Annotated in this window: 19 protein-coding genes; 17 read left to right on the forward strand and 2 right to left on the reverse strand. The window is 69.9% G+C overall.

The window, feature by feature from the left end; translation table 11 throughout:
- Positions 1-131 precede the first annotated feature (131 nt).
- From ACPXB1_RS18440 to mshC, 16 genes are all read left to right on the forward strand, one after another.
- On the forward strand, positions 132-1184 hold the full coding sequence (locus ACPXB1_RS18440; protein ID WP_053655809.1) for an LLM class F420-dependent oxidoreductase: 1053 nt from the start codon (positions 132-134) through the stop codon (positions 1182-1184).
- Entirely contained in the window at positions 1181-2017 is an 837-nt protein-coding gene (locus ACPXB1_RS18445; protein WP_167943791.1) for an undecaprenyl-diphosphate phosphatase, read from the forward strand. The genes ACPXB1_RS18440 and ACPXB1_RS18445 overlap by 4 nt, the downstream gene beginning before the upstream one ends.
- Positions 2018-2202: 185 nt before the next feature.
- The gene (locus ACPXB1_RS18450; RefSeq protein WP_167943792.1) at positions 2203-3636 is read left to right on the forward strand and encodes a sugar porter family MFS transporter; all 1434 of its coding nucleotides are present in this window, start codon (positions 2203-2205) and stop codon (positions 3634-3636) included.
- Positions 3637-3840: 204 nt separating this feature from the next.
- The gene (locus ACPXB1_RS18455) at positions 3841-4143 is read left to right on the forward strand and encodes an urease subunit gamma (protein WP_053655816.1); all 303 of its coding nucleotides are present in this window, start codon (positions 3841-3843) and stop codon (positions 4141-4143) included.
- Positions 4144-4185: 42 nt separating this feature from the next.
- Positions 4186-4647 (forward strand): urease subunit beta, encoded by a 462-nt coding sequence (locus ACPXB1_RS18460; protein WP_053655818.1) that lies wholly within the window; start codon positions 4186-4188, stop codon positions 4645-4647.
- Positions 4648-4695: 48 nt separating this feature from the next.
- Positions 4696-6414, forward strand: a complete 1719-nt coding sequence (locus tag ACPXB1_RS18465; RefSeq protein WP_425735577.1) for an urease subunit alpha — start codon at positions 4696-4698, stop codon at positions 6412-6414.
- A gap of 62 nt (positions 6415-6476) precedes the next feature.
- Positions 6477-7040 carry an urease accessory protein UreE gene (ureE, locus tag ACPXB1_RS18470; RefSeq protein ID WP_355594762.1) on the forward strand — a complete coding sequence of 188 codons (564 nt, stop codon included), beginning with the start codon at positions 6477-6479 and terminating at the stop codon, positions 7038-7040.
- A gap of 22 nt (positions 7041-7062) precedes the next feature.
- The gene (locus ACPXB1_RS18475) at positions 7063-7740 is read left to right on the forward strand and encodes an urease accessory protein UreF (RefSeq protein ID WP_355594760.1); all 678 of its coding nucleotides are present in this window, start codon (positions 7063-7065) and stop codon (positions 7738-7740) included.
- A 48-nt stretch (positions 7741-7788) separates the two neighbouring features.
- Positions 7789-8418, forward strand: coding sequence for an urease accessory protein UreG (gene ureG / locus ACPXB1_RS18480; protein WP_053655830.1), 630 nt, complete (start codon positions 7789-7791; stop codon positions 8416-8418).
- Complete coding sequence (locus ACPXB1_RS18485) at positions 8415-9332, forward strand: urease accessory protein UreD (protein ID WP_355594758.1); 918 nt, start codon at positions 8415-8417, stop codon at positions 9330-9332. Before ureG ends, ACPXB1_RS18485 begins: the two co-directional genes overlap by 4 nt.
- A 16-nt stretch (positions 9333-9348) precedes the next feature.
- Positions 9349-10374, forward strand: a complete 1026-nt coding sequence (gene yut, locus ACPXB1_RS18490) for an urea transporter (RefSeq protein ID WP_355594757.1) — start codon at positions 9349-9351, stop codon at positions 10372-10374.
- 26 nt (positions 10375-10400) lie between these two features.
- On the forward strand, positions 10401-12095 hold the full coding sequence (gene amt, locus ACPXB1_RS18495; RefSeq protein ID WP_355629636.1) for an ammonium transporter: 1695 nt from the start codon (positions 10401-10403) through the stop codon (positions 12093-12095).
- Between the two features lie 61 nt (positions 12096-12156).
- A complete protein-coding gene (locus ACPXB1_RS18500) occupies positions 12157-12870 on the forward strand; it encodes an MSMEG_4193 family putative phosphomutase (RefSeq protein ID WP_355594753.1) in 714 nt (237 codons plus the stop codon).
- Positions 12871-13045: 175 nt separating this feature from the next.
- Positions 13046-13630 carry a DUF3090 domain-containing protein gene (locus ACPXB1_RS18505; RefSeq protein ID WP_053655837.1) on the forward strand — a complete coding sequence of 195 codons (585 nt, stop codon included), beginning with the start codon at positions 13046-13048 and terminating at the stop codon, positions 13628-13630.
- Complete coding sequence (locus ACPXB1_RS18510; RefSeq protein WP_355594751.1) at positions 13627-14445, forward strand: SCO1664 family protein; 819 nt, start codon at positions 13627-13629, stop codon at positions 14443-14445. The genes ACPXB1_RS18505 and ACPXB1_RS18510 overlap by 4 nt, the downstream gene beginning before the upstream one ends.
- Positions 14446-14511: 66 nt before the next feature.
- Positions 14512-15750, forward strand: coding sequence for a cysteine--1-D-myo-inosityl 2-amino-2-deoxy-alpha-D-glucopyranoside ligase (gene mshC, locus ACPXB1_RS18515; RefSeq protein ID WP_355594749.1), 1239 nt, complete (start codon positions 14512-14514; stop codon positions 15748-15750).
- Positions 15751-16498: 748 nt separating this feature from the next.
- Here the strand turns inward: mshC and ACPXB1_RS18520 are convergent.
- Together ACPXB1_RS18520 and ACPXB1_RS18525 are read right to left on the reverse strand one after the other, a co-directional pair.
- Positions 16499-17290 carry a GntR family transcriptional regulator gene (locus tag ACPXB1_RS18520; protein ID WP_355594747.1) on the reverse strand — a complete coding sequence of 264 codons (792 nt, stop codon included), beginning with the start codon at positions 17288-17290 and terminating at the stop codon, positions 16499-16501.
- A gap of 199 nt (positions 17291-17489) precedes the next feature.
- On the reverse strand, positions 17490-18359 hold the full coding sequence (locus ACPXB1_RS18525; RefSeq protein ID WP_053655841.1) for a PAC2 family protein: 870 nt from the start codon (positions 18357-18359) through the stop codon (positions 17490-17492).
- A gap of 278 nt (positions 18360-18637) precedes the next feature.
- Between ACPXB1_RS18525 and metH the strand changes: the two genes are divergently transcribed.
- On the forward strand, positions 18638-22138 hold the full coding sequence (gene metH, locus ACPXB1_RS18530; protein ID WP_425735597.1) for a methionine synthase: 3501 nt from the start codon (positions 18638-18640) through the stop codon (positions 22136-22138).
- Positions 22139-22456: the final 318 nt, after the last annotated feature.

Below are 22456 nucleotides of genomic sequence, written 5' to 3' on the forward strand. Positions count from 1 at the left end.
CCGGTTCTGCCGGTTCCGCCTGCGTCGGGTACCTCTACCGGCAGGGGATCATTGGCGGTGAGCCGGTGATGAGGCCCGATTGCGGCATTGCGTAACCTGGTGCGACCTGTGCCACGGATGGGGGAGGACCAGTGCGACTCGGGCTAAGCCTCGGATACCAGACAGCATGGAGCACACCGGCTGATCACCTGGCTTTGGCCCAGGAAGCGGACCGGCTCGGCTTCTCGGTGGTGTGGGCCGCGGAGGCCTACGGCTCCGACTCGCCCAGCATGCTGGCCTGGATGGCCGGCCAGACCGAACGGATCGATGTGGGCGCGGCGGTGATGCAGATCCCCGCCCGTACGCCGGCGGCCACCGCGATGACCGCCGCCACGATCGACGCGCTGTCCGGCGGCCGGTTCCGGCTCGGTCTCGGCGTGTCCGGCCCGCAGGTGTCCGAGGGCTGGCACGGGGTGCGGTTCGCCAAGCCGCTGGCGCGGACCCGCGAGTTCGTCGACATCGTCAAGCTGGCCATCGCCCGCAAGGAGGTGGCGTACGACGGCGAGCACTACACGCTGCCGCTGCCGGATGGCCCCGGCAAGGCGTTGCGGTTGAGCTTCCATCCGCCCCGCGAGCACATCCCGATCTACCTGGCCGCCGTCGGTCCGAAGAACCTGGAGCTGGCCGGCGAGATCGCCGACGGCTGGCTTGCCGTGTTCTACGCCCCGGAGTACGCCGACGAGCACCTCGCGGCGGTCGCCGCCGGGCGGGCCAAGGTCGGCAAGGAGCTGGCCGGCTTCGACGTGGTGCCGTCGGTGCCCGTGGTGGTCGGCGACGATGTGGCGTCCTGTGCCGAGCTGGTGCGCTGGTACGCCGCGCTCTACGTCGGCGGGATGGGCAGCCGCAAGCAGAACTTCTACAACCAGCTCGCGACGCGGATGGGCTACGGCGACGCCGCCCGCGAGGTGCAGGATCTGTACCTGGCCAAGCGGCAGCGCGACGCGGCCGCCGCGGTGCCGATGGAGTTCATCGACCGCACCTCGCTGCTCGGGCCGAAGGAGCGCATCGCCGACCGGATGCGGGAGTACGCCGCGGCCGGGGTGACGACGCTGTCGGTGAGCCTGTTCGTGGCCGACCGGGACTCCGGCGTGCAGACCCTGCGTACCGTCGCCGAGGCGTTCGATCTTTCGGGAGTTGGGGAGTGACCTGGGTCGAGGCCATCGTCCTGGGCATCGTCCAGGGGCTGACGGAGTTCCTTCCGGTCAGTTCGTCGGGGCATCTGCGGATCACCTCGGCGATCTTCTTCGACCGTGACGCCGGGGCGTCGTTCACAGCTGTCACCCAGCTCGGCACCGAGGCGGCCGTGCTGATCTACTTCGCCAAGGACATCTGGCGGATCACCCGGACGTGGCTTGTCGGGATCAGGGACAAGTCCGTCCGTTCCAGCCTCGACTACCGGATGGGCTGGTACGTGATCGTCGGCTCGATCCCGATCGGGCTGTTCGGTTTCCTCTTCAAGGACCAGATCAAGACGGTCGGGCGCAACCTGTGGGTGGTGGCGACAACCCTCATCGTGTTCGCGTTCGTGCTGGCGTTCGCCGAGTACTGGGGTCGGCAGACCCGCACCCTGGAGAACTTCCGGATGAAGGACGGCGTGGTGATGGGTTTCGCCCAGGCCATGGCGTTGATCCCCGGGGTGTCCCGCTCCGGCGGCACGCTCACCGCCGGTCTGCTGCTCAACCTGACCCGGGAGGCGGCGGCGCGGTACTCGTTCCTGCTGGCCATCCCGGCGGTGGTGATGTCCGGCGTGTTCAGCCTCGGGGACGTCTTCGAGCCGTCCGCTCCGGGCACGTCGGCGCCCTCGGTGGCGCAGATGATCGTGGCGACGGTGCTCGCCTTCGGCATCGGGTACGCGGCCATCGCCTGGCTGCTGCGCTACGTGGCCCACCACACCCTGTACGTCTTCGTGCTGTACCGGGTGGCGCTGGGCACCCTGGTCCTCGCGCTGCTGTTGACGGGCACGATCAGCGCCACCTGATCGGCTCCGCGCTCCGCCGGCCTCCGACCCCGCAGTGGGGTTCGGGGGCCGGTGTGCGTCTGGGGCGGTGCCGGCCGCGCATTCTGCGCATTTCGGATAAGTAGCTCAGGGCGCACCTACTCTTTCCCTGTCGGGGGTGACGTCTCGAACGGGACGCGCCGTCAGCTCGCGGGAGAGGGGCGACCGTGGCCGCCAGCGGCGCGAAGCGCGGGCGGGGGAGACCACCACGCCGCAACCTCGTCGCGGTCCTCTCGATCGTGGTGCTCTCCGGCGCGCTGTTCGGCTATGACCAGGGCGTCATCAGCGGGGCGTTGCGCGACATCCGGCAGACCTTCGACGCGGACACCTTCGCCGTCGAGGTGGCGGCGAGTTGGGTGACGCCCGGGGCCCTGGTGGGCGCGCTGCTCGGTGGTCACCTCGCCGACCGCGTCGGCCGCCGGAGGGCGCTGTGGGTGGCCGCCGTCGCGTTCGGGGTGGGCACCATCGCGCAGGCGTTCGCCCCGGTGATCGGGGTCATGTTCGGTGCGCGGCTGATCCTGGGTCTGGGCATCGGGGTGGCCTCGGTCGCCGGCCCGATGTACGCGGCGGAGGCCGCGCCGGAACGGATCCGGGGCAGCCTGCTCGCGGTCTACCAGTTCTCCACCACGTTCGCGATCTTCATCGGCTACCTGGCCGACGAACTGTTCGAGGCGGGCAACTCCTGGCGTTACCTGCTCGCGGCGGCGGTCCTGCTGGGGGCGGCCCTCGCCCTGGTAACCACGGTGATCCCCGACTCGGCCGTCTGGTACGTCGGGCGGGGCGACAAACGCAGGGCACAGGCGTCGCTGACGGCGACGGTGCCGGAGCGGAAGGTGCCCGAGCGGCTGCACGCCATCGAGGAGAGCCTCGCGGCCGGCAAGGCGGGCTGGCGGGAGGTGCTCTCGCGACAGTGGCGGCGCCCGCTGGCGTTGGGTGTGGGCCTTGCCCTGTTCCAGCAGTTGACCGGCATCAACGGGATCATCTACTACGCCGATCCGATCTTCTCGGCCGCCGGTTTCCACACCCCACAGGAGCAGTTGGCCGCGACCACCTGGGCGATCGGCGCTGTCGATTCACTCTTCACGCTTGTGGCGGTGGCCTTCCTGGACCGGCTGGGCCGCCGTCCGCTGCTGCTGGTCGGGTTGCTGGGCATGGCGGTCTCGCTCGTCGTGGTGAGCGTCAGCTTCGCGAAGATGGACCCGGCGGCGCAGGCGGCCGGGGCGACCGGGCACCATCCCACCGACGCGGGCATCTTCCTGCTCATCGGCGTGGTCATGTTCGTGGCGTTCTACGCGATGTCGATCGGCCCGACCGCCTGGACGGTCATCAACGAGATCTTCCCGGGGCGCATCAGGGGCAGGTGCGTGGCGATCGCCTCGGCCACGCACTGGGGCTCGGAGTACCTCATCACCCAGTTCTTCCTGACCATGCTCAGCGCCCTGGGGCGGTCGGGGGTGTTCGCGCTCTTCGCCGGCACCTGTGTGCTCGGCTTCCTGTTCGTGTGGCGCTACCTGCCGGAGACGAAGGGCAAGACCCTCGAACAGATCCAGCAGATGTGGCGATCCGACGCCAGCGCCCGCCATCCGCACCGCTCCCGGTGACAGCCGGATGGCCTGGATCGCACAACTCGTTCTGGTTCCGGGTTTCTGACTCGGTGCGCAGTGGTGAGGCGTACGGTCGGCTCATAAGGCATAAAACCGACCTATGCCTACATAGCGCAGGCTAGAGGACATACCGGGCGCGAGTCCCAGAGGTGGGTCCGCCGGCTGGTGTTCCCGATCGAACAGTCACGAAGGACCAGGACAGTGCATCTGACGCCGAAGGAATTCGACAAGCTGACGATTCTCTCGATGGCAATGGTCGCCAATGCCCGCAAGGCCCGGGGGATCAAGCTGAACCACCCGGAGGCCGTCGCGGTGATCTGCGCGGCGGCGCTGGAGGGCGCCCGTGAGGGCAAGACCGTCGAAGAGGTCATGAACGACTCCCGCACGGTGCTGGGCGTCGACGACGTGATGCCGGGCGTGGCGGACATGGTTCCCATGCTCCAGGTCGAGGCGGTGTTCACCGACGGCTCCCGACTGATCACTGTGCACTCACCGATCCAGTAGGCGCACCAGCGCAGACGCGGTCTCCAGGAAGGCGGAGCAGAAATGACCAAGCAGCATCCCGGGCCCAACTCGAAGCATCTGCGACCCATCGGCGGCTACATCCTGAGCGACCAGCCGCTGGAGTTGAACGAGGGTCGGCCGGTGACGGAAGTCGTCGTCCAGAACACCGGTGACCGGCCCATTCAGGTCGGCTCGCACTTTCACTTCTTCGAGGTCAACCGCATGCTCGCGTTCGACCGCGAGGCGGCCTTCGGCAAGCGGCTGAACATCCCGGCGACGACGTCCATCCGCTTCGAGCCCGGCGACAAGAAGACGGTGGAGCTGATCCCCTTCGCCGGGGTGCAGCGGGTCTACGGGTTCAACGGGCTCGTGCAGGGGTGGACCGGCAGCCAGTCGGCCCCGAGTTACCGGCCGGACCGGACCGAGGCGATCCACAACGCCAGGACGCGCGGCTTCAAGTTCGGCCCGGAGCAGCAGGACGACTCCAAGGGCAAGAAAAAGTAGATCCACTATCCCGCAGGGCTGGCAGCCGCGGGCAGGAGAGATGATTCGATGAGCCAGATATCTCGGCAAGAGTATTCGGGAATGTTCGGCCCGACGACGGGCGACCAGATCAGGCTGGGCGACACCGACCTGTACATCGAGATCGAGAAGGACCTGCGGGTCCTCGGCGACGAGGTGATGTACGGCGGGGGCAAGACGCTGCGCGACGGCATGGGCGTGCAGAACCAGTACACGAACGCCGAGGGTGGCCTGGATCTGGTCATCACCAACGTGACGATCGTCGACGCGACCCTCGGCGTGGTCAAGGCCGACGTCGGGATCAAGAACGGCAAGATCGCCGGCATCGGCAAGGCCGGAAACCCCAACATCATGCAGGGTGTCACGCCCGAACTGGTGACCGGGCCGGGCACCGACGCCATCTCCGGCGAGCACCTCATCCTGACCGCGGGCGGCATCGACGCGCACGTGCACCTTGTCGCGCCGCAGCAGGCGTACGCCGCCCTCAGCAACGGCGTCACCACCCTGTGGGGCGGCGGCACCGGTCCGTCGGACAGCAGCAACGGCGTCACCATCACCCCCGGGCCCTGGAACATCCATGCGATGATGCGGGCCTTCGAGAACATCCCGATCAACATCGGTCTGATGGCGAAGGGCAACAGCACCGGCCGCGCCCCGCTGGTCGAGCAGATCATGGCCGGCGCGCCGAGCTTCAAGATCCACGAGGACTGGGGTGCGCCGCCCGCGGTGATCCGCGCCTGCCTGGACGTCGCCGACGAGTTCGACGTGCAGGTCAGCATCCACACGGACACCCTCAACGAGAGCGGCTACCTGGAGGACTCCGTCGCGGCGTTCGAGGGCCGCACGATCCACACCTTCCACACCGAGGGCGCCGGCGGTGGCCATGCGCCGGACGTCATCAAGATCGCCAGCCAGATGAACGTGTTGCCGAGCTCGACAACGCCGACGGTGCCGTACGGCATCAACAGTCAGTCCGAGCTCTACGACATGATCATGGTCTGCCACAACTTCAACCCCAAGGTCCCCTCCGACGTCGCATTCGTCGAGAGCCGTATCCGGACCGAGACGATCGCCGCCGAGGACGTCCTGCTCGACGAGGGCGTCATCTCGATGATGCAGAGCGACTCGCAGGCCATGGGGCGCGTCGGTGAGACCTGGCTGCGGACCATCCAGCTCGCCGGGCAGATGAAGACCGTGCGCGGCAAGCTCGCCGAGGACTCCAGCGCCAACGACAACTTCCGGGTGCTGCGGTACGTCGCCAAGATGACCATCAACCCGGCCATCACCCAGGGCATCTCGCACGTGCTGGGATCCGTGACGCCGGGCAAGATGGCCGACCTGGTGCTCTGGGAGCCCGCCTTCTTCGGTACCAAGCCGAAGATGGTCCTCAAGGGCGGCATGATCGCCTGGTCGATCATGGGCGACCCGAACGCCTCGCTGCCGACACCGCAACCGGTCTACTACCGGCCCATGTACGGCGCGTTCGGCAACCAGATCGCCAAGACCTGCGTGACCTTCGTGTCCCGTGCCGCACACGAGGCCGGCGTCGCCGAGAAACTCGGCCTGCAACGTCAGATCATCCCGGTGTACCGGACCCGGGGTCTCACCAAGCGCGACATGGTGCGCAACGACCGGACGCCCAAGCTCGAGGTCGACCCCGAGACCTTCGCCGTGAAGATGGACGGCGTCCACGCGACAGTGCCGCCGGCCCGCAACCTGCCGATGAGCCAGCTCTACTTCTTCAGCTGACATCCCCCGCACGCCTGCGCCGCCGTGCGCGGCTGCGGCGCACCTACCGAAAGGAGACGCCCGTGCTCGTCGAGACGGTGCTGGGCAACATGAACGAGCCGGACTGGACGCTGCGGCTGAAGGAAGCGCGCATCGACGACCTGGTCCTCGACCAGTGGGACGCCCAGAAGAGCCGCATCCGCAAGATGACCAGCTCCGGGGCGGAGCTGTCAGTCTCGCTGGAGCGGGGCGTGCGGCTGCGCGACGGCGACGTCCTCGCCTGGGACGACCTGACCGCCACGGCGGTGGTGGCCCGTGTGCAGTTGGGCGAGGTGATGGTGGTCCACCTGGACAAGTTGCGCGGCGAGTCCGCCGAGCTGCTCATCCGCTCGGCCGTCGAACTCGGACACGCGATCGGCAACCAGCACTGGCCGGCCGTGGTCAAGGGCACCAAGATGTACGTCCCGCTGACCGTGGACCGCAAGGTCATGGACTCGGTGATGCGCACCCACGCCTTCACCGGGATCACGCACGAGTTCGTCCCCGGCACCGAGATCATCGCGTACCTCGCGCCGCACGAGTCGCGGCGACTGTTCGGTGGCGCCGACTCGACGCCGCACTCCCACCTCCCCGCCGACCTCAACTGAGCGGGGCCGGACGGTGCGTACCATGCCCGAGACCCTGAAGCTGCTCCAGTTCGGCGACTCGGTCTTCCCGGTCGGCGCGTTCTCCTTCTCCAGCGGGCTGGAGATGGCCGTCGAGCACGGCGTCGTCCACGACCGGACGACCCTTCAGGACTACGTCCGGACTGTCACCCGCCTCGCCGCCACCGGAGACGGTGTGGCACTGCTCGCCGCGCACCGGGCGGCCCTGGCCGGTGACCTCGACCGGATCCGGTCCGCGGACGAGGCGGTCCATCAGCGCAAGATCAACGAAGAGATGCGGACCATGTCCGCGCGGATGGGGCGCAAGCTGGCCGAGGCCGCGACCCGGATCGTCGGAGAGACGCTGCTCAAGAAGCGGCTCAGCGAGTCAACGGCCGGCACGCCCGTCACCTATCCGGTCGCGCTCGGCGTGTGCTTCGCCGACCTCGGGGTGCCCGAGGAGGACGCGTTCGCGGCCCACCAGTACGGCGCGGCGTCGACGGTGCTCAGCGCCGCCATCCGGTTGATGCGGGTCGACCACCTCGACGCGCAGTCGATCCTCTTCGCTGTCAACGAGAAGGTGAGCGACGACTACCGCGACGTGCGTACCGCGGGGCTGGAGGACATGCAGACCTTCGGGCCGCACCTCGACGTCCTGGCCGCCGCACACCAGCACATCCACGTGCGGATGTTCATGAGCTGAACCCGCATCACCCGAACCCGAACCGTACCCAGAAGGACAGGTCACAACATGAAGTCGGCAAGTCGTATCGGTGTCGGCGGCCCGGTGGGCAGCGGCAAGACCGCGATCATCGAGGCTGTCGTGCCGCGGCTCGTGGAGAACGGGCTGCGAATACTGGTGATCACGAACGACGTGGTCACCACGGAGGACGCGAAGCACGTCCGGCGGGCGCTGACCGGGGTCCTGGTCGAGGAGCGGATCATCGGCGTGGAGACCGGCGCCTGCCCGCACACAGCGGTGCGGGAGGACCCGAGCATGAACCTCGCCGCCGTGGAGGACATGGAGTCCAAGTTCCCGGACAGCGACGTGGTGCTCATCGAGAGCGGCGGGGACAACCTCACGCTGACCTTCAGCCCGGCCCTCGTCGACTACTTCATCTACGTCATCGACGTCGCGGCCGGCGACAAGATCCCGCGCAAGAACGGTCCGGGCATCTCCAAGTCCGACATCCTCGTCATCAACAAGACCGACCTGGCGCCCTACGTGGACGCCGACCTCGGCGTCATGGCCCGAGACGCGGACATGATGCGCAACGGCAAGCCCGTCGTGTTCACCAACTGCAAGACGGGCGAGGGCATCGACGAGCTGGTCTCGCTGATCCGCCGCAACGCGCTCTTCGACGCCGAAGTGGTCGCATGATCACACTGGACAGCGCGCGGGAGCTGGAGCCGTACCAGGACCAACCGGCCCAGCTACCCGCGGCGTCCAACGGCAAGGTCGGCATCCTGCGCCTGGGGTTCGAGCGGCGCGGAGACCGCACGATCCTGCGCGACCTCTTCCGGCAGTCGCCGCTGCTCGTGCAGCGGGCGCTCTACTGGGACGAGGAGATGCCGGACCTGCCGTGCGTCATGATCCTCACCACCTCCGGTGGTGTGCTCCAGGGCGACCGCCTGCACATGGACGTCGCTCTCGCCCCCGGCAGCCAGGCGCACCTGGTGACCCAGTCCGCCACCAAGATCCAGGAGATGGACGCCAACTACGGCACCCAGGTCCAGACGTTCACCCTGGCCGAGGACACCTACCTCGAATACCTGCCGGAGCCGGTGATCCCGTACCGGGCCAGCCGGTTCGCCACCGACACCCGGGTACGCCTCGCGGAGAGCGCCACCATGCTCTACGGCGAGATCCTGCAACCCGGCCGCAAGTACTACCGCGACGGCGAACTCTTCGCGTACGACCTCTTCTCGAGCGCGCTGCGCGTCCAGCGTCCCGACGGCCGGCAGTTGTTCGTGGAGAAGTTCGTGGTGGCCCCCGGGCAGTTCGACGTGGCGCGGGTAGGGGTCATGGACCGCTTCCACATCTTCGGCAACGTCGTGCTGCTCACCGACCCCGACCGGGCGGCACGGGTCCTGCACCGGACCTCTACGCCGGTCTGGGACGAGCAGACCCCACTTGCCAGCGCCGTCACCCGGCTGCCCAACGACGCGGGGCTCATCTTCAAGGTCCTGGGCCAGGAGACCGAGCCGGTACGCGCGGCGGTACGCGCCTTCTGCGTGGCCGCCCGCGAAGAGGTGACCGGTCGCACCTTCCCGCCGGCGTTCCGGTGGCGTTGACGAGAGGAAGAACGTCGTGACCGCAGTGGTGCACGGGTGGGACAGGCTCGCCGACCGCAACCCGCTGGTCGGGTTCGTCGACGCCTGCCTGCGCGGGCCGGCGCAGGTCGTCCTACAGAACAACCCGCTCACCGGCCTGCTGATCCTCGTGGCTGTCGCCTGGGGAGCCGTCGAGAACGGGCAGCCACGGATCTTCGGGGGAGGGGTCGTCGGCCTGCTCGTCGGCACCGCCACGGCCGTCGTCCTACAGGCCGACAACGCCTCGCTGCGCAAAGGGCTGTTCGGCTTCAGCCCGTTTCTGACCGGCATCGCCGTCCCGACGTTCCTTGACGACCGGCCGCTGATGTGGCTCTACCTGGTGCTCGGCGCGATCGCCACGACGGTTGTCACCCTGGCCCTGAACACGATCTTCAAGACGTGGGGGCTTACCGCCTTCACCATTCCGTTCGTGCTTACCACCTGGGTGCTGCTGATGGCCGCGTACCAGTTCGACAGGTTCACGGTGCTCACCAACCTGAAGCCGATGTTCCCCGGCGAGGGGCAGCTGACCGGTGGTCGCTTCGACTGGGACCTGATCCCCACCTTCCTGCGTGGTGTGTCCCAGGTCTTCCTGATCAACAGCTGGGTCACCGGGCTGATCATCCTGGTCGCGCTGCTGATCAACTCCCGCTGGTCGGCGCTCTTCGCGGTGATCGGAGCCGTCGGCGCGACACTGCTGGCGCTCTGGTTCGGCGCCGACGCGTCCTCGCTGGACAAGGGCCTGTTCGGCTTCAACGCGGTGCTGACGGCCATCGCCGTGGGCGCGGTGCTGCACCGCCCCGGCGCGCTGGTGACCGTCTACACGCTCTTCGGCATCGCGTTGACCCTCTTCATCCAACTCGCCCTGGCCACCGTCCTCACCCCGCTGGGCATCCCCGTGCTGACCGGGCCGTTCAACATCGCCACCTGGCTGCTGCTGCTGCCCCGGCGGCACTTCGCGCCCGTGCCCAACCACGAACGCGTCAAGGAGTCCGTCGTCAGCGCGGTACGACACACCGTCTGACGTACCGAGAGGAAAGGTGAGCCCCCATGCTCGCTCAGGAAGCGGTGAACTCGGGCGACACCGCCTGGGTGCTCGTCTGCACCGGCCTGGTGTTGTTCATGACCCCCGGCCTGGCCGTCTTCTACGGCGGGATGGTCCGCACCCGCAACGTGCTCGCCATGCTCCAGCAGAACATGATCGCACTGGGCGTCGTCAGCCTGACCTGGGTGCTCGTGGGATACACGATCGCCTTCGGCGACGACGCCGGAAGCGGCCTCCTCGGCAACTTCGAGTTGTTCGGGCTCACCGACCTGCGGGTCCCGCCCGCGCCCCACCTGCACGTGGTCGCCGGTCAGGTCACCATCCCCACACTGGCGTTCGTGGCGTACCAGATGATGTTCGCGGTGATCACCCCCGCGCTCGTCACGGGCGCCACTGCCGGCCGGCTGAAGTTCATCGGCTGGGTGGTGTTCATCGCCATCTGGTCCATAGTGGTCTACGCGCCGATCGCGCACTGGCTCTGGCACCCCGACGGCCTGCTGGCCCGGTTCGGCACCCAGGACTGGGCCGGCGGAATGGTGGTGCACGCCTCGGCGGGCGCCGCCGTCCTGGCCACCCTGATGGTCGTCGGACGCCGTCGCGGCTGGCCACACACCGCCGCCCCGCCCAACTCCATTCCGCTGACCATCCTCGGAGCGGGCATCCTCTGGTTCGGATGGTTCGGCTTCAACGGCGGCGACGGACTCCAGGCCAACGGTGTGGCCGCCCAGGCGCTCATCAACACCCACCTCGCGGCGGCCGCCGGCATGCTCGTCTGGCTCGTCGCCGAACGCGCCAAGGATGGCCACAGCACCGTCGTGGGCGGCGTCTCCGGTGCCGTCGCGGGCCTCGCGACCATCACACCCGCCGCCGGGTACGTCAACACGCTGTCCGCCATCGCCATCGGCGCGATCGCCGGCATCGTCTGCCACACCGCGCTGCGGTTGAAGTACCTGCTGCGGCTCGACGACGCCCTCGACGTCCTCGCTGTCCACTTCGTCGGCGGCATGCTCGGCTCGCTGCTTGTCGGCTTCTTCGGCAACAGCGGCACCAACCCGCTCGGCAAGGACGGCATCTTCTTCGGCGGAGGCGGATCCCTGCTCTGGCACCAGATCGTCGGCGTGATCTGCGTGGTGATCTTCTCGTTCGTGCTCAGCTGGTTGATCGCCGCCGGCGTGCAGGCGGTCATCGGGCTGCGCGCCCCGGCCGACACCCAGGACAGCCTCGACCAGGCGCAGCAGGGCACCGACGCGTACCACTTGGGCGGCGTCGCCGGGCTCAACGGCACCGGCGCGCCCGAGCGCCGCCGGACGGGACGAAGCCGATCCACCGCCCAGCCCGGCCGCGGCGGTCCGGCCGCCCAGCCAGTCCAGCCTGGTCAACCGGTGCGGCAGGTGCGGCTGGTCACCGCGACTGTCGACCCGGCGCGACTGCCGACCACCAGGGAGCTGCGGGAGGCCCTGCTCGACGCGGGCGCCACCTCCATCGTCGTCTCCGACGCCACTGTCTCGACAGCCCAGCCGGCCGCCCGCGCCCTGCCCCGCGGTTACTGGCTCGACCAGGACCTGCTGGACCGCGCCCGGGTCGAGGTGATGGTGGAGCGCGACGCCGTGCCGGCCGTGCTGAACGTCCTCGGCGGGTACGGCGCCGACCGGTCGGACAGCTTCGTGCAGGACGTCCAGCCCGCAACGGACGTCCGCTGACCTGGCTCCCGGGCCGGCGTCGCCGCACCGCGCCCGCGTACCGGTCCCGGCAGGTCATAGGGTGATCCCCGTGGCGACCCTTCTGCTTCTGCGACACGGCCGGACCACCGCGAACGCCGACGGCGGCCTGGCCGGCCGCCAGCCCGTCGAACTGGACGACACGGGCCGCGCCCAGGCGAGCGCGGTCGGCGAACGGCTGCGGACCGTGCCGCTCGCCGCGGTGGTGACCAGCCCGCTGATCCGCTGCCGGCAGACCCTGGAGCTGGCCCTACCGCAGGCCACCCCCACCGTGGAGGAGGGGCTCATCGAGTGCGACTACGGCAGCTGGGAAGGACAGCCGCTCAAGAAGCTCGCCAAGGAGCCGATCTGGCCCGTCGTCCAGCAGCACCCGAGCGCCGCGGTCTTTCCCGACGGTGAGGCGATGGCGGCTATGGCGGCGCGTGCCGTGGCGGCCGTACGCGCCTGGGACGCCCGGGTCACCGCCGAGCACGGGCCCGAGGCGGTCTGGCTGGCGTGCAGCCACGGAGACGTGATCAAGGCGATCGTGGCGGACGCGCTCGGCGTACACCTTGATCTTTTTCAGCGGATCGTGGCCGACCCGGCTTCGGTGACCGCTATCCGGTTCACGTCGTTGCGGCCGTTCCTCCTGCGCCTCAACGACACCGGCGGCGACCTTGCCGCGCTGGTGCCGCCGCCGCGCAAGCGGCGTCGGCGGGCGACCCGCGCCACCGACTCCGACGCCGCCGTCGGCGGCGGGGCCGGTGCGGCCGGGTGAGCCGCGCCACGAACCCTCAGCGCAACCCTGGGCCGCGTGCCCCACGGCCGGCGGTGAGCTCTCCGCCGGCCGCCACGCCCGGCGGTAACCCCTCGTACGCCGGGCGCGCCGCCCGTGCGGCGATTCGGGTCGGTGGGGTGCGCAACGCGATGACGGGCCGGATAGGGTCGTGGGTATGACCCACCAGGTGCACGCCTTCGAACCGCCGGAGCGGTTCGTCGCCGGGACTGTCGGGCCGCCGGGGGAGCGCACGTTCTTCCTACAGGCCCGGGGCGGCGGCAGGCTGGTCAGCGTCGCGCTGGAAAAGGTCCAGGTGTCACTGCTCGCCGAAAAGCTGGAGGAACTGCTCACCGAGGCGCAGCGCCGCTTCGGGGTGGACCTGCCCGAGCTGGCGCCGGTGGTGGGCGACAACGAGCCACTGGACACGCCTGTCGACGAGGAGTTCCGGGTCGGGACGCTCGGGCTGGCCTTCGACGTGGACACCGCGACGGTGGTGATCGAGGCGATCGCCGCCGGCGAGGTGGAGCCCGAGGTCGAGCTGGGCGACGATGACGACGATTCCGACGACGACGATGACGACGACGAGCCGGACGAGGACCTGGATCGGCTCCGGGTCCGGCTCACCCCGCAGGCCACCCGCCAGTTCATCGAGCGGGCCCGGCGCGTGGTGAACGCGGGCCGGCCGCCGTGCCCGCTGTGCGGCCAACCGTTGGACCCCGCCGGGCACCTGTGCCCGCGGCACAACGGTTACCACCGGTGACCTCGTCCGGTTTGCAGCCCCGCCAGGACGGCGACGCCGCGCTGCGCCTGCTTCGCGACGGCACGCTCGACCTGGAGGGGCGGCTCGTCGACGCGTCGAACACGACACTGCGCGGCATCCTGACGCTCGACGGCGCGACGGCCCGCTGCGTCTACAAACCGGTCCGCGGCGAGCGTCCGCTGTGGGACTTCCCCGACGGCACCCTGGCCGGCCGGGAAGTGTCCGCGTACCTGGTCTCCCAGGCCACCGGCTGGGATCTGGTGCCGCCGACGGTCCTGCGCGACGGCCCGTTCGGCCCGGGTTCCTGCCAGCTCTGGATCGACGAGCCGGAGGACGCCGAACCACTTGTCGGCTTCGTGCCCGCCGAGGCGTTGCCGCCGCGCTGGTTTCCGATAGCGGCGGCCCGCGACGACGACGGCGCGGCGTACGCCCTCGCTCACGCCGACGACCCGCGACTGGCCCGCCTCGCCGTACTCGATGCGGTGATCAACAACGCGGACCGCAAGGGTGGTCACGTGCTTGTCAGCGCGGACGACCGGATCTACGGCGTCGACCACGGGGTGAGCTTCCACGTCGAGTCGAAGCTGCGCACCGTGCTGTGGGGCTGGGCCGGCCGGCAGCTGCCGCCGGACGCGGTGGAGATGCTGGGCGCGCTTGCCGGGCAGGTCGCCGGACCGCTCGGCGCGGAGCTTGCCGACCACCTGACGATCAGCGAGATCGCCGAGCTGGCCGCCCGCATCGACCGGTTGCGGGACACCGGCCGTTTCCCGCAGCCACCCGAGGACTGGCCGGCGGTGCCCTGGCCGCCCATGTGAGCAGCTGTCATTTTGATCACCGGTGGGGCGACTCGGGCGGGCCGGACGGCTGGCTAGGCTGAGGCCATGGAGTCTTGGGCGGGACACGAGGTGCCACGGCTGCCGGGCAGGGGCGAGCCGCTGGCGTTGTACGACTCGGCGCGGCAGGGTATCCACCCGAGCGAGCCGGTTGGCGCGGGAAGCATGTACGTCTGCGGCATCACGCCGTACGACGCCACTCACCTCGGCCACGCCGCCACCATGATCACGTTCGATCTGGTGCAGCGGATGTGGCGCGACGCCGGCCGTGCGGTGCGCTACGTGCAGAACGTCACCGACATCGACGATCCGCTGCTGGAGCGGGCCGAGCGCGACGGCGAGGACTGGGTGGTCCTCGCCATGCGCGAGACGGCGCTGTTCCGGGAGGACATGGAGGCGCTGCGGATCATCCCGCCGGAGCACTACGTGGGCGCTGTCGAGTCGATCCCGGACATCGCCGACAAGGTCGAGGTGCTCGTCAAGGACGGTGCCGCGTACCGGCTCGACGACGGCACCGGCGACATCTACTTCGACATCTCCGCCACCGGCCGCTTCGGCTACGAGTCGAACCTGACCCGCGAGCAGATGCTGGAGATCTTCCCCGAGAACGGCGGCGACCCGGACCGGGCAGGCAAGCGTGACCCGCTCGACCCGCTGCTGTGGCGCGGCGCGCGCGAGGGCGAGCCGTCCTGGCCCGGCGGCGAGCTGGGGCCGGGCCGCCCGGGCTGGCACATCGAGTGTGCCGTCATCGCGTTGAACCTGCTCGGCGACCGGATCGACGTGCAGGGCGGCGGCAACGACCTGCTGTTCCCGCACCACGAGGCGTCCGCCGCGCACGCCGAGCGGCTCACCGGCCAGGCGCCGTTCGCCCAGCACTACGTGCACGCCGGCATGATCGGCCTGGACGGCGAGAAGATGTCGAAGTCCCGCGGCAACCTCGTCTTCGTCTCGCGGCTGCGCGCCGACAAGGTCGACCCGATGGCGATCCGCCTGGCGCTGATCTCCGGGCACTACCGCAGCAACCGCACCTGGACCGACGAGGTGCTCGCCGTCGCCCAGGAGCGCCTGGCCCGCTGGCGGCAGGCCGCCGCAGCACCCGCCGGGCCGTCCGGGGCCGAACTCCTTGCCGAGGTACGCCAGCGCCTCGCCGACGACCTCGACACCCCCGGCGCGCTGGCGGCAGCCGACCGCTGGGCCGACGCGACGCTGGCCGGAGCGACAGACGATCCGGCAGCACCCGCCCTGTTCGCCAAGACAATGGACGCCCTACTGGGCATCCGCCTCTAACCTCACGCCACGCCACACTCGGCTGTGCCCGCGCCGGGCTGTGCCCGCGCCGGGCTGCTTCGTGCAGTGCAGTGCGGGGCTGCGCTGTGCGGGGCTGCGCTGTGCGGGGCTGCGCTGTGCGGGGCTGCGCTGTGCGGGGCTGCGCTGTGCGGGGCTGCGTCGCGACGGCTGTGCTGTCCGGCGCCGCATTGCGCTGCTTCGTGCTGCGCCGCGCTGTGCTGCTTCACGACGGGCTGTGCCAGCTCTGCTGCGCCGAGCTGTGCCGCGCCGCTTCGCGCTGCGCCCTCACCTCCCGATCTTGCACTTTCGGTCGCCGATATAGCCTTATCGATCACTTTTGTGAGGACAGGAAGCGCAAGATCGGCGGGGAGGCAGGGCGCCAGGGCCTGGAATCCCGTCGATCATGGAGTTGTGGTGCCCCGCAAAAGGTGCAGCGCGGCCCATACTGGCCACCACAACTCCATGATCGACGCGAGGGGCGAGGGGCGAGGGGCGAGGGGCGAAGGGCGAAGGGCGAGGGGCGAGGGGCGAGGGGCGAGGGGCGAGGGGCGAGGGGCGAGGGGCGAGGGGCGAGGGGCGAGGGGCGAGGGCGAGGGCGAGGGGCGGAGTGCGGAGCAGGGGCGCGGGAGCAGGGGCGCGGGAGCAGGGGCGCGGAGGCAGGGGCGCGGGGCGCGGGGCGCGGGGCATGGGACGCGGAGCCGCCGGGAGTGGGGGCGCGGCGGGGTGGTTTTCGAGCGGGTGGGTGGGGTCAGCCTAGGACCAGGCCGGGGTCGGGCTCCGGGTCCGGGGTTGGGGCGGGGATCTTGTACTCCTCGGTGAGGGTGGTCATGGGACCGGGCCAGGTGGCCTGCGCTACCTCGATCGGCTTGCGGTGGCCGTCGTACGCGACGTGCAGCAGGTGCAGCACCGGGGTGTCGGGCCGGATCTGCAGGGTCTCGGCCTCCTCACGGCTGGGCTGCCGGGCGCTGATCGTGTCGGTGGCCGAGATGTAGCGGCGCCCGGTTGCCTCTTCGGCCTCCTGGTAGAGGGGTCGCCCGAACGCTTCGGCGCGCTCCAGCGAGGTGCCGGCGGTGTCGTTGGGCAGGAACCAGGAGGCACCAACCTCGACGGGGGAGTCGTCGGTGCGGACGAGGTGGCGGCGGCAGAGCAGGTCGGTGCCGTCGGGCACCCCGAATGCGTCGGCTACCTCGGCGGGGGCGGGAGCGCGGCCGACCGAGACGAGTTGCTGACGGTACCGGGCGGCCAGGTCGGTGTGGTAGCCGCGGAAGCCGCCGTACCTGCCTCGGGAGAGCCGGTTGAGTCGCCGCCGGGTGCCGCGGACGTACGTACCGGAGCCGGGTTTGGTGATCAGGATGCCCTCGACCCGCAGCTGGTCGACGGCGCGCTGCACGGTCTGCTTGGCGACGCCGAACATCTCGGCGATGGCCGGGATGGACGGTAGTCGTTCGCCAGGCGCCCAGTCGCCGCGGCGCACCTGGGCCTTGAGCTGCGCGGCGATCTGGCGGTGCGGGAACTCGGCTGCCCCGGGATTGATCTGCATCGCCGCCTCCTCAATCATAGCTAGGTTCCTAGGATGCCCTAGCGGGTGTGACGGCGCCACCCCGAACACGCACAACAATCGGACTATGAGCACAAGCCAAGCCCCGAAGAACACGAAAGGCAGCGAAGGAACCGGAGAACAAAGAAAGCGGGCCTCGGACACCTAAGTCCGAGGCCCGCGTCGAACGGGGGAGGGGCAGCTACCAGGAGCCGGCGGTGGGGCCGGCCGAGCCGCCCCGGCGCCGTAGGTACTTCTCGAACTCCTGGGCGATCTCGTCACCGGTCAGCGGGGTGATGCCCTCGTCGCCGACCCGTTCCTCCAGCTCGCGGACGTATTCGCCGAGTTCGGCGTCCTGCTCGGCGGCGCTGCGTACCCGCTGCTCCCACTCGGCGGACTCTTCGGCCAGGTCGGCCATCGGCACCGGCAGGTCGACGACCTCCTCGACGCGGTGCAGCAGGGCGAGGGTGGCCTTGGGGCAGGGCGGGTTGTTGGCGTAGTGCGGCACGTGCACCCAGAACGAGACGGCGTCGACCTCGGCGCGGGTGCACGCGTCGTGCAGCACCCCGACGATGCCGGTCGGCCCGTCGTAGCGGGTGGGGGTGAGCTGGTAGCGCTCGGCGGCCTGCGCGTCGGAGGCGCTGCCGCTGATCGGCAGCGGCCGGGTGTACGGCACGTCGGCCAGCAGGGCGCCCAGCAGCACCACCCGCTCCACTTCGAGGCTGTGGCAGATCTCCAGCACCTGCTCGCAGAACGTCCGCCAGCGCATGCTCGGCTCGATGCCCCGGATCAGCACCACGTCACGGTCGGTGCCCTCGGGGCTGGCCACCATGAACCGGGTCGTCGGCCATTCCACCCGGCGGGTCTCCCCGTCGGCCATCGTGATGGTGGGCCGGCTGACCTGGAAGTCGTAGAAATCCTCCGGGTCCAGCTCGGCGAGCTGCCGCGCGTTCCAGACCTGCTCCAGGTGCTCGACGGCAGCGGTGGACGCGTCCGCGGCGTCGTTCCAGCCCTCGAACGCGGCAATCGCCACCGGGGATCGCAGCACCGGCAGTCCGTCGAACTCGGTCACGCCGTCACCTCACCCTGCTCGTCGCGGCCGACACCGGGACCGCGCCCGATCGTCCGGCCGTGGTGCACAGCGGCGTCCCTGTTGTCGTTCACGTCCGTCAGCCTACGTGCCGGGCAGGGATGCGGCCCGTCGGCCGCGCCGGTCCGGCCCGGCCGGGGGCCAGTCATACGGGAGTGAACCGGACAGCGTGATTCGGCTGACACAATATGGGATCGGGCTCGGAGGGCAGCCGGGCAGGCCGGGGGCCGCACTAACCTGAACGGGTGCGGACTTCGTTGATGGATGTGCTGGCCGATCGGATCCTCATCGCCGACGGGGCGATGGGCACGATGCTGCAGGCCGCGGACCTCACGCTCGACGACTTCGACGGCCTCGAAGGCTGCAACGAGATCCTCAACGTGACCCGACCGGACGTGGTGCGGGGGGTGCACGACGCCTACCTGGCCGCCGGCGCGGACTGCGTGGAAACAAACACGTTCGGCGCCAACCTCGCCAACCTGGCCGAATATGACATCCCGCAGCGCATCCGGGAGCTGTCGACGGCGGCCGCCCGGATCGCGCGGGAGGCCGCCGACGCGGCCAGCACTCCGGAGCGGCCCCGGTTCGTGCTGGGTTCGATGGGGCCGGGCACCAAGCTGCCCACCCTCGGGCACGCCGACTACGCCACACTGCGCGACGCGTACCAGGAGAACGCCGCCGGCCTGATCGACGGCGGCGCGGACGCGTTGATCATCGAGACCTGCCAGGACCTGTTGCAGGTCAAGGCGGCGGTCGTCGGGTCGAAGCGGGCAATGACCGAGCTGGGTCGACAGGTGCCGATCATCTGTCAGGTGTCCGTGGAGACCACGGGCACGATGCTTGTGGGCAGCGAGATCGGCGCGGCTCTGGCCGCGATCGAGCCGCTGGGCGTGGACCTGATCGGGCTCAACTGCTCCACCGGCCCGGCCGAGATGAGCGAGCACCTGCGGTACCTGTCGCAGCACTCCCGCATCCCGCTGTCGGTGATGCCGAACGCCGGCCTGCCGGTGCTGACCGCCGACGGCGCGTACTTCCCGCTGACTCCCGTGGAGATGGCCGACGCCCTGGAGCGGTTCGTCACCGAGTACGGCGTGGGTCTGATCGGTGGTTGCTGCGGCACCACCCCGGAGCACATCCGGGTGCTGTCCGAGCGGCTGCACGGCGTCACCGCCCCGGCCCGCGAGCCGCGCCACGAGGCGGGCGTCTCGTCGGTCTACCACCCGGTGCCGTTCGCACAGGACGCCTCGGTGCTGATGGTGGGGGAGCGGACCAACGCCAACGGTTCCAAGGCGTTCCGCGAGGCGATGCTGGCCGCCGACTGGCGGGCCTGCGTGGAGATCGCCCGCAGTCAGGCGCGGGACGGCTCGCACCTGCTGGACCTGTGCGTGGACTACGTCGGCCGCGACGGCACGCAGGACATGCGGGAGCTGGCCGGCCGGTTCGCCACCGCGTCCACGTTGCCGATCATGCTGGACTCCACCGAGCCGGCCGTTGTCGAGGCCGGGTTGGAGATGCTCGGCGGCCGGTGCGTGGTGAACTCGGTGAACTTCGAGGACGGCGACGGCCCCGACTCCCGGTACGCGCGGGTGATGCCGGTCGTGCGCGAGCACGGCGCGGCGGTGGTAGCGCTGCTCATCGACGAGGAGGGGCAGGCGCGTACCCAGGAATGGAAGGTTCGGGTCGCGGGCCGGCTGATCGACGACCTGACCGGCCGGTGGGGCATGGACCGCTCCGACATCCTCATCGACGCGCTGACGTTCCCGATCGCCACCGGGCAGGAGGAGACCCGCCGCGACGGCATCGAGACGATCGAGGCGATCCGGGAGATCGCCCGCCGCTATCCGGGGGTCAACTTCACACTTGGCATCTCGAACATCTCGTTCGGCCTCAACCCGGCGGCCCGCCAGGTGCTCAACTCGGTGTTCCTGCACGAGTGCGTGCAGGCCGGTCTGACCTCGGCGATCGTGCACGCCAGCAAGATCCTGCCGATGTCGAAGATCCCCGACGAGCAGCGCGAGGTCGCCCTGGACCTGGTCTACGACAGGCGTCGCGAGGGGTACGACCCGGTGCAGCGTTTCCTTGAGCTGTTCGAGGGCGTCGACGTGACGAGCGCGCGGGCCAGCCGGGCGCAGGAGTTGGCGGCGCTGCCGCTGGACGAGCGGCTCAAGCGGCGGATCATCGACGGTGAGCGCAACGGCCTGGAGGCCGACCTGGACGCGGCGATGGCCGGCGGCCGAGCCCCGCTGTCGATCATCAACGACATCCTGCTGGACGGGATGAAGGTGGTGGGTGAGCTGTTCGGCTCGGGGCAGATGCAGCTGCCGTTCGTGTTGCAGTCCGCCGAGGTAATGAAGACGGCGGTGGCGTACCTGGAACCGCACATGGAGACCACCGACGACGGCGGCAAGGGCCGCATCGTCCTCGCGACCGTGCGCGGCGACGTCCACGACATCGGTAAGAACCTCGTCGACATCATTCTGTCCAACAACGGCTACGAGGTGGTGAACATCGGCATCAAGCAGCCGATCAGCGCCATCCTGGACGCCGCCGAGCAGCACCGCGCCGACGCGATCGGCATGTCGGGGCTGCTGGTCAAGAGCACTGTCATCATGAAGGAGAACCTCGCCGAGATGGCCACGCGGGGGGTCGCGGAGCGCTGGCCCGTGCTGCTGGGTGGGGCGGCGCTGACCCGGTCGTACGTCGAGGACGACCTGCGGGCGATGTACCCCGGGCAGGTGCACTACGCGCGGGACGCCTTCGAAGGGCTGTCCCTGATGGACCGGGTGATGACCGCCAAGCGCGGTGGCGCCCCGGTGATCGACCCGGAGCGGGAGGCGGCCCTGGCGACCCGGCGGGCACGCCGGGAGCGGCAGCGCTCGGTCGTCAGCGAGTCGCTGCCGGAGCTGCACGATTCCTCGGTCCGCTCCGATGTGGCCGCCGACGTGCCGGTGCCCACGCCACCGTTCTTCGGCACCCGGGTAGTCAAGGGCGTACCCATGTCGGACTACGCGGCGCTGCTCGACGAGCGGGCCACCTTCCGCGGGCAGTGGGGGCTCAACGGCGCCCGGGGCGGCAACGGCCCCTCCTACGACGAGCTGGTGGAGACCGAGGGCCGCCCCCGGCTGCGCTACTGGCTGGACCGGCTGATCGCCGACCAGGTGCTGGAGGCCGCCGTCGTGTACGGCTACTTCCCGGCGTACTCCGAAGGCAACGACCTTGTCGTCCTGGACGAGAACGGCCACGCCGAGCGCGCCCGGTTCTCCTTCCCCCGGCAGCGCCAGGAACGCCGGCTGTGTCTGGCCGACTTCTTCAAGCCCAAGGGCGACCAGCTCGATGTGGTCGCGCTGCAACTGGTCACCGTGGGCCAGCCCGTCAGCGAGTACGCGGCGAAGCTGTTCGCCCGCAACGAGTACCGCGACTACCTGGAGGTGCACGGGCTGTCCGTGCAGCTGACCGAGGCGCTCGCCGAATACTGGCACCGGCGCATCCGTACCGAGATGACCCTGCCCGACGGTCGCCCGCTCGGCCATGACGACCCGACGGACCTGGCCGGCCTGCTGCGCAACGACTACCGGGGCTGCCGGTACGCGTTCGGTTACCCGGCCTGCCCGGATCTGGAGGACCGGGCGAAGATCGTGGACCTGCTCGGGGCGGACCGGATCGGCGTGGAGCTGTCCGAAGAGTTCCAGTTGATGCCGGAGCAGGCCACCGACGCGATCGTGGTCCACCACCCGGAGGCCAGCTACTTCAACGCCAAGTAACGGGCGCAACTGCCTTGACCTGCGCAACCCTGGGCCGTCGCACGCCTCGGGCAGCGCGACGGGCTGTCCCGTTCCGCCGTGACCGTTCGCGCGCTCCGACTCAGAATGGGTATTTCGGACAGCTGGCGGGTTGATCGACTCGGTTTCCTTGATATCGGGGTGTCCGGGTTGCGGGGATGCCCCGGTTTCAGTGAAGCCGAGTCGATCACGCCCGACTGCGTCGCTCGCCGCCTCAGCGGTGCAGTCCGCTGGACATCAGGCTGCGGGTAGATCTCGGCCCGTCTCGATCCCTTCGGGTGAGGGGTTCGACGACGTGGC

Origin of the sequence: Micromonospora sp. DT68, from assembly GCF_049847245.1 — a bacterium.
Classification (GTDB): Bacteria; Actinomycetota; Actinomycetes; order Mycobacteriales; family Micromonosporaceae; genus Micromonospora; species Micromonospora profundi.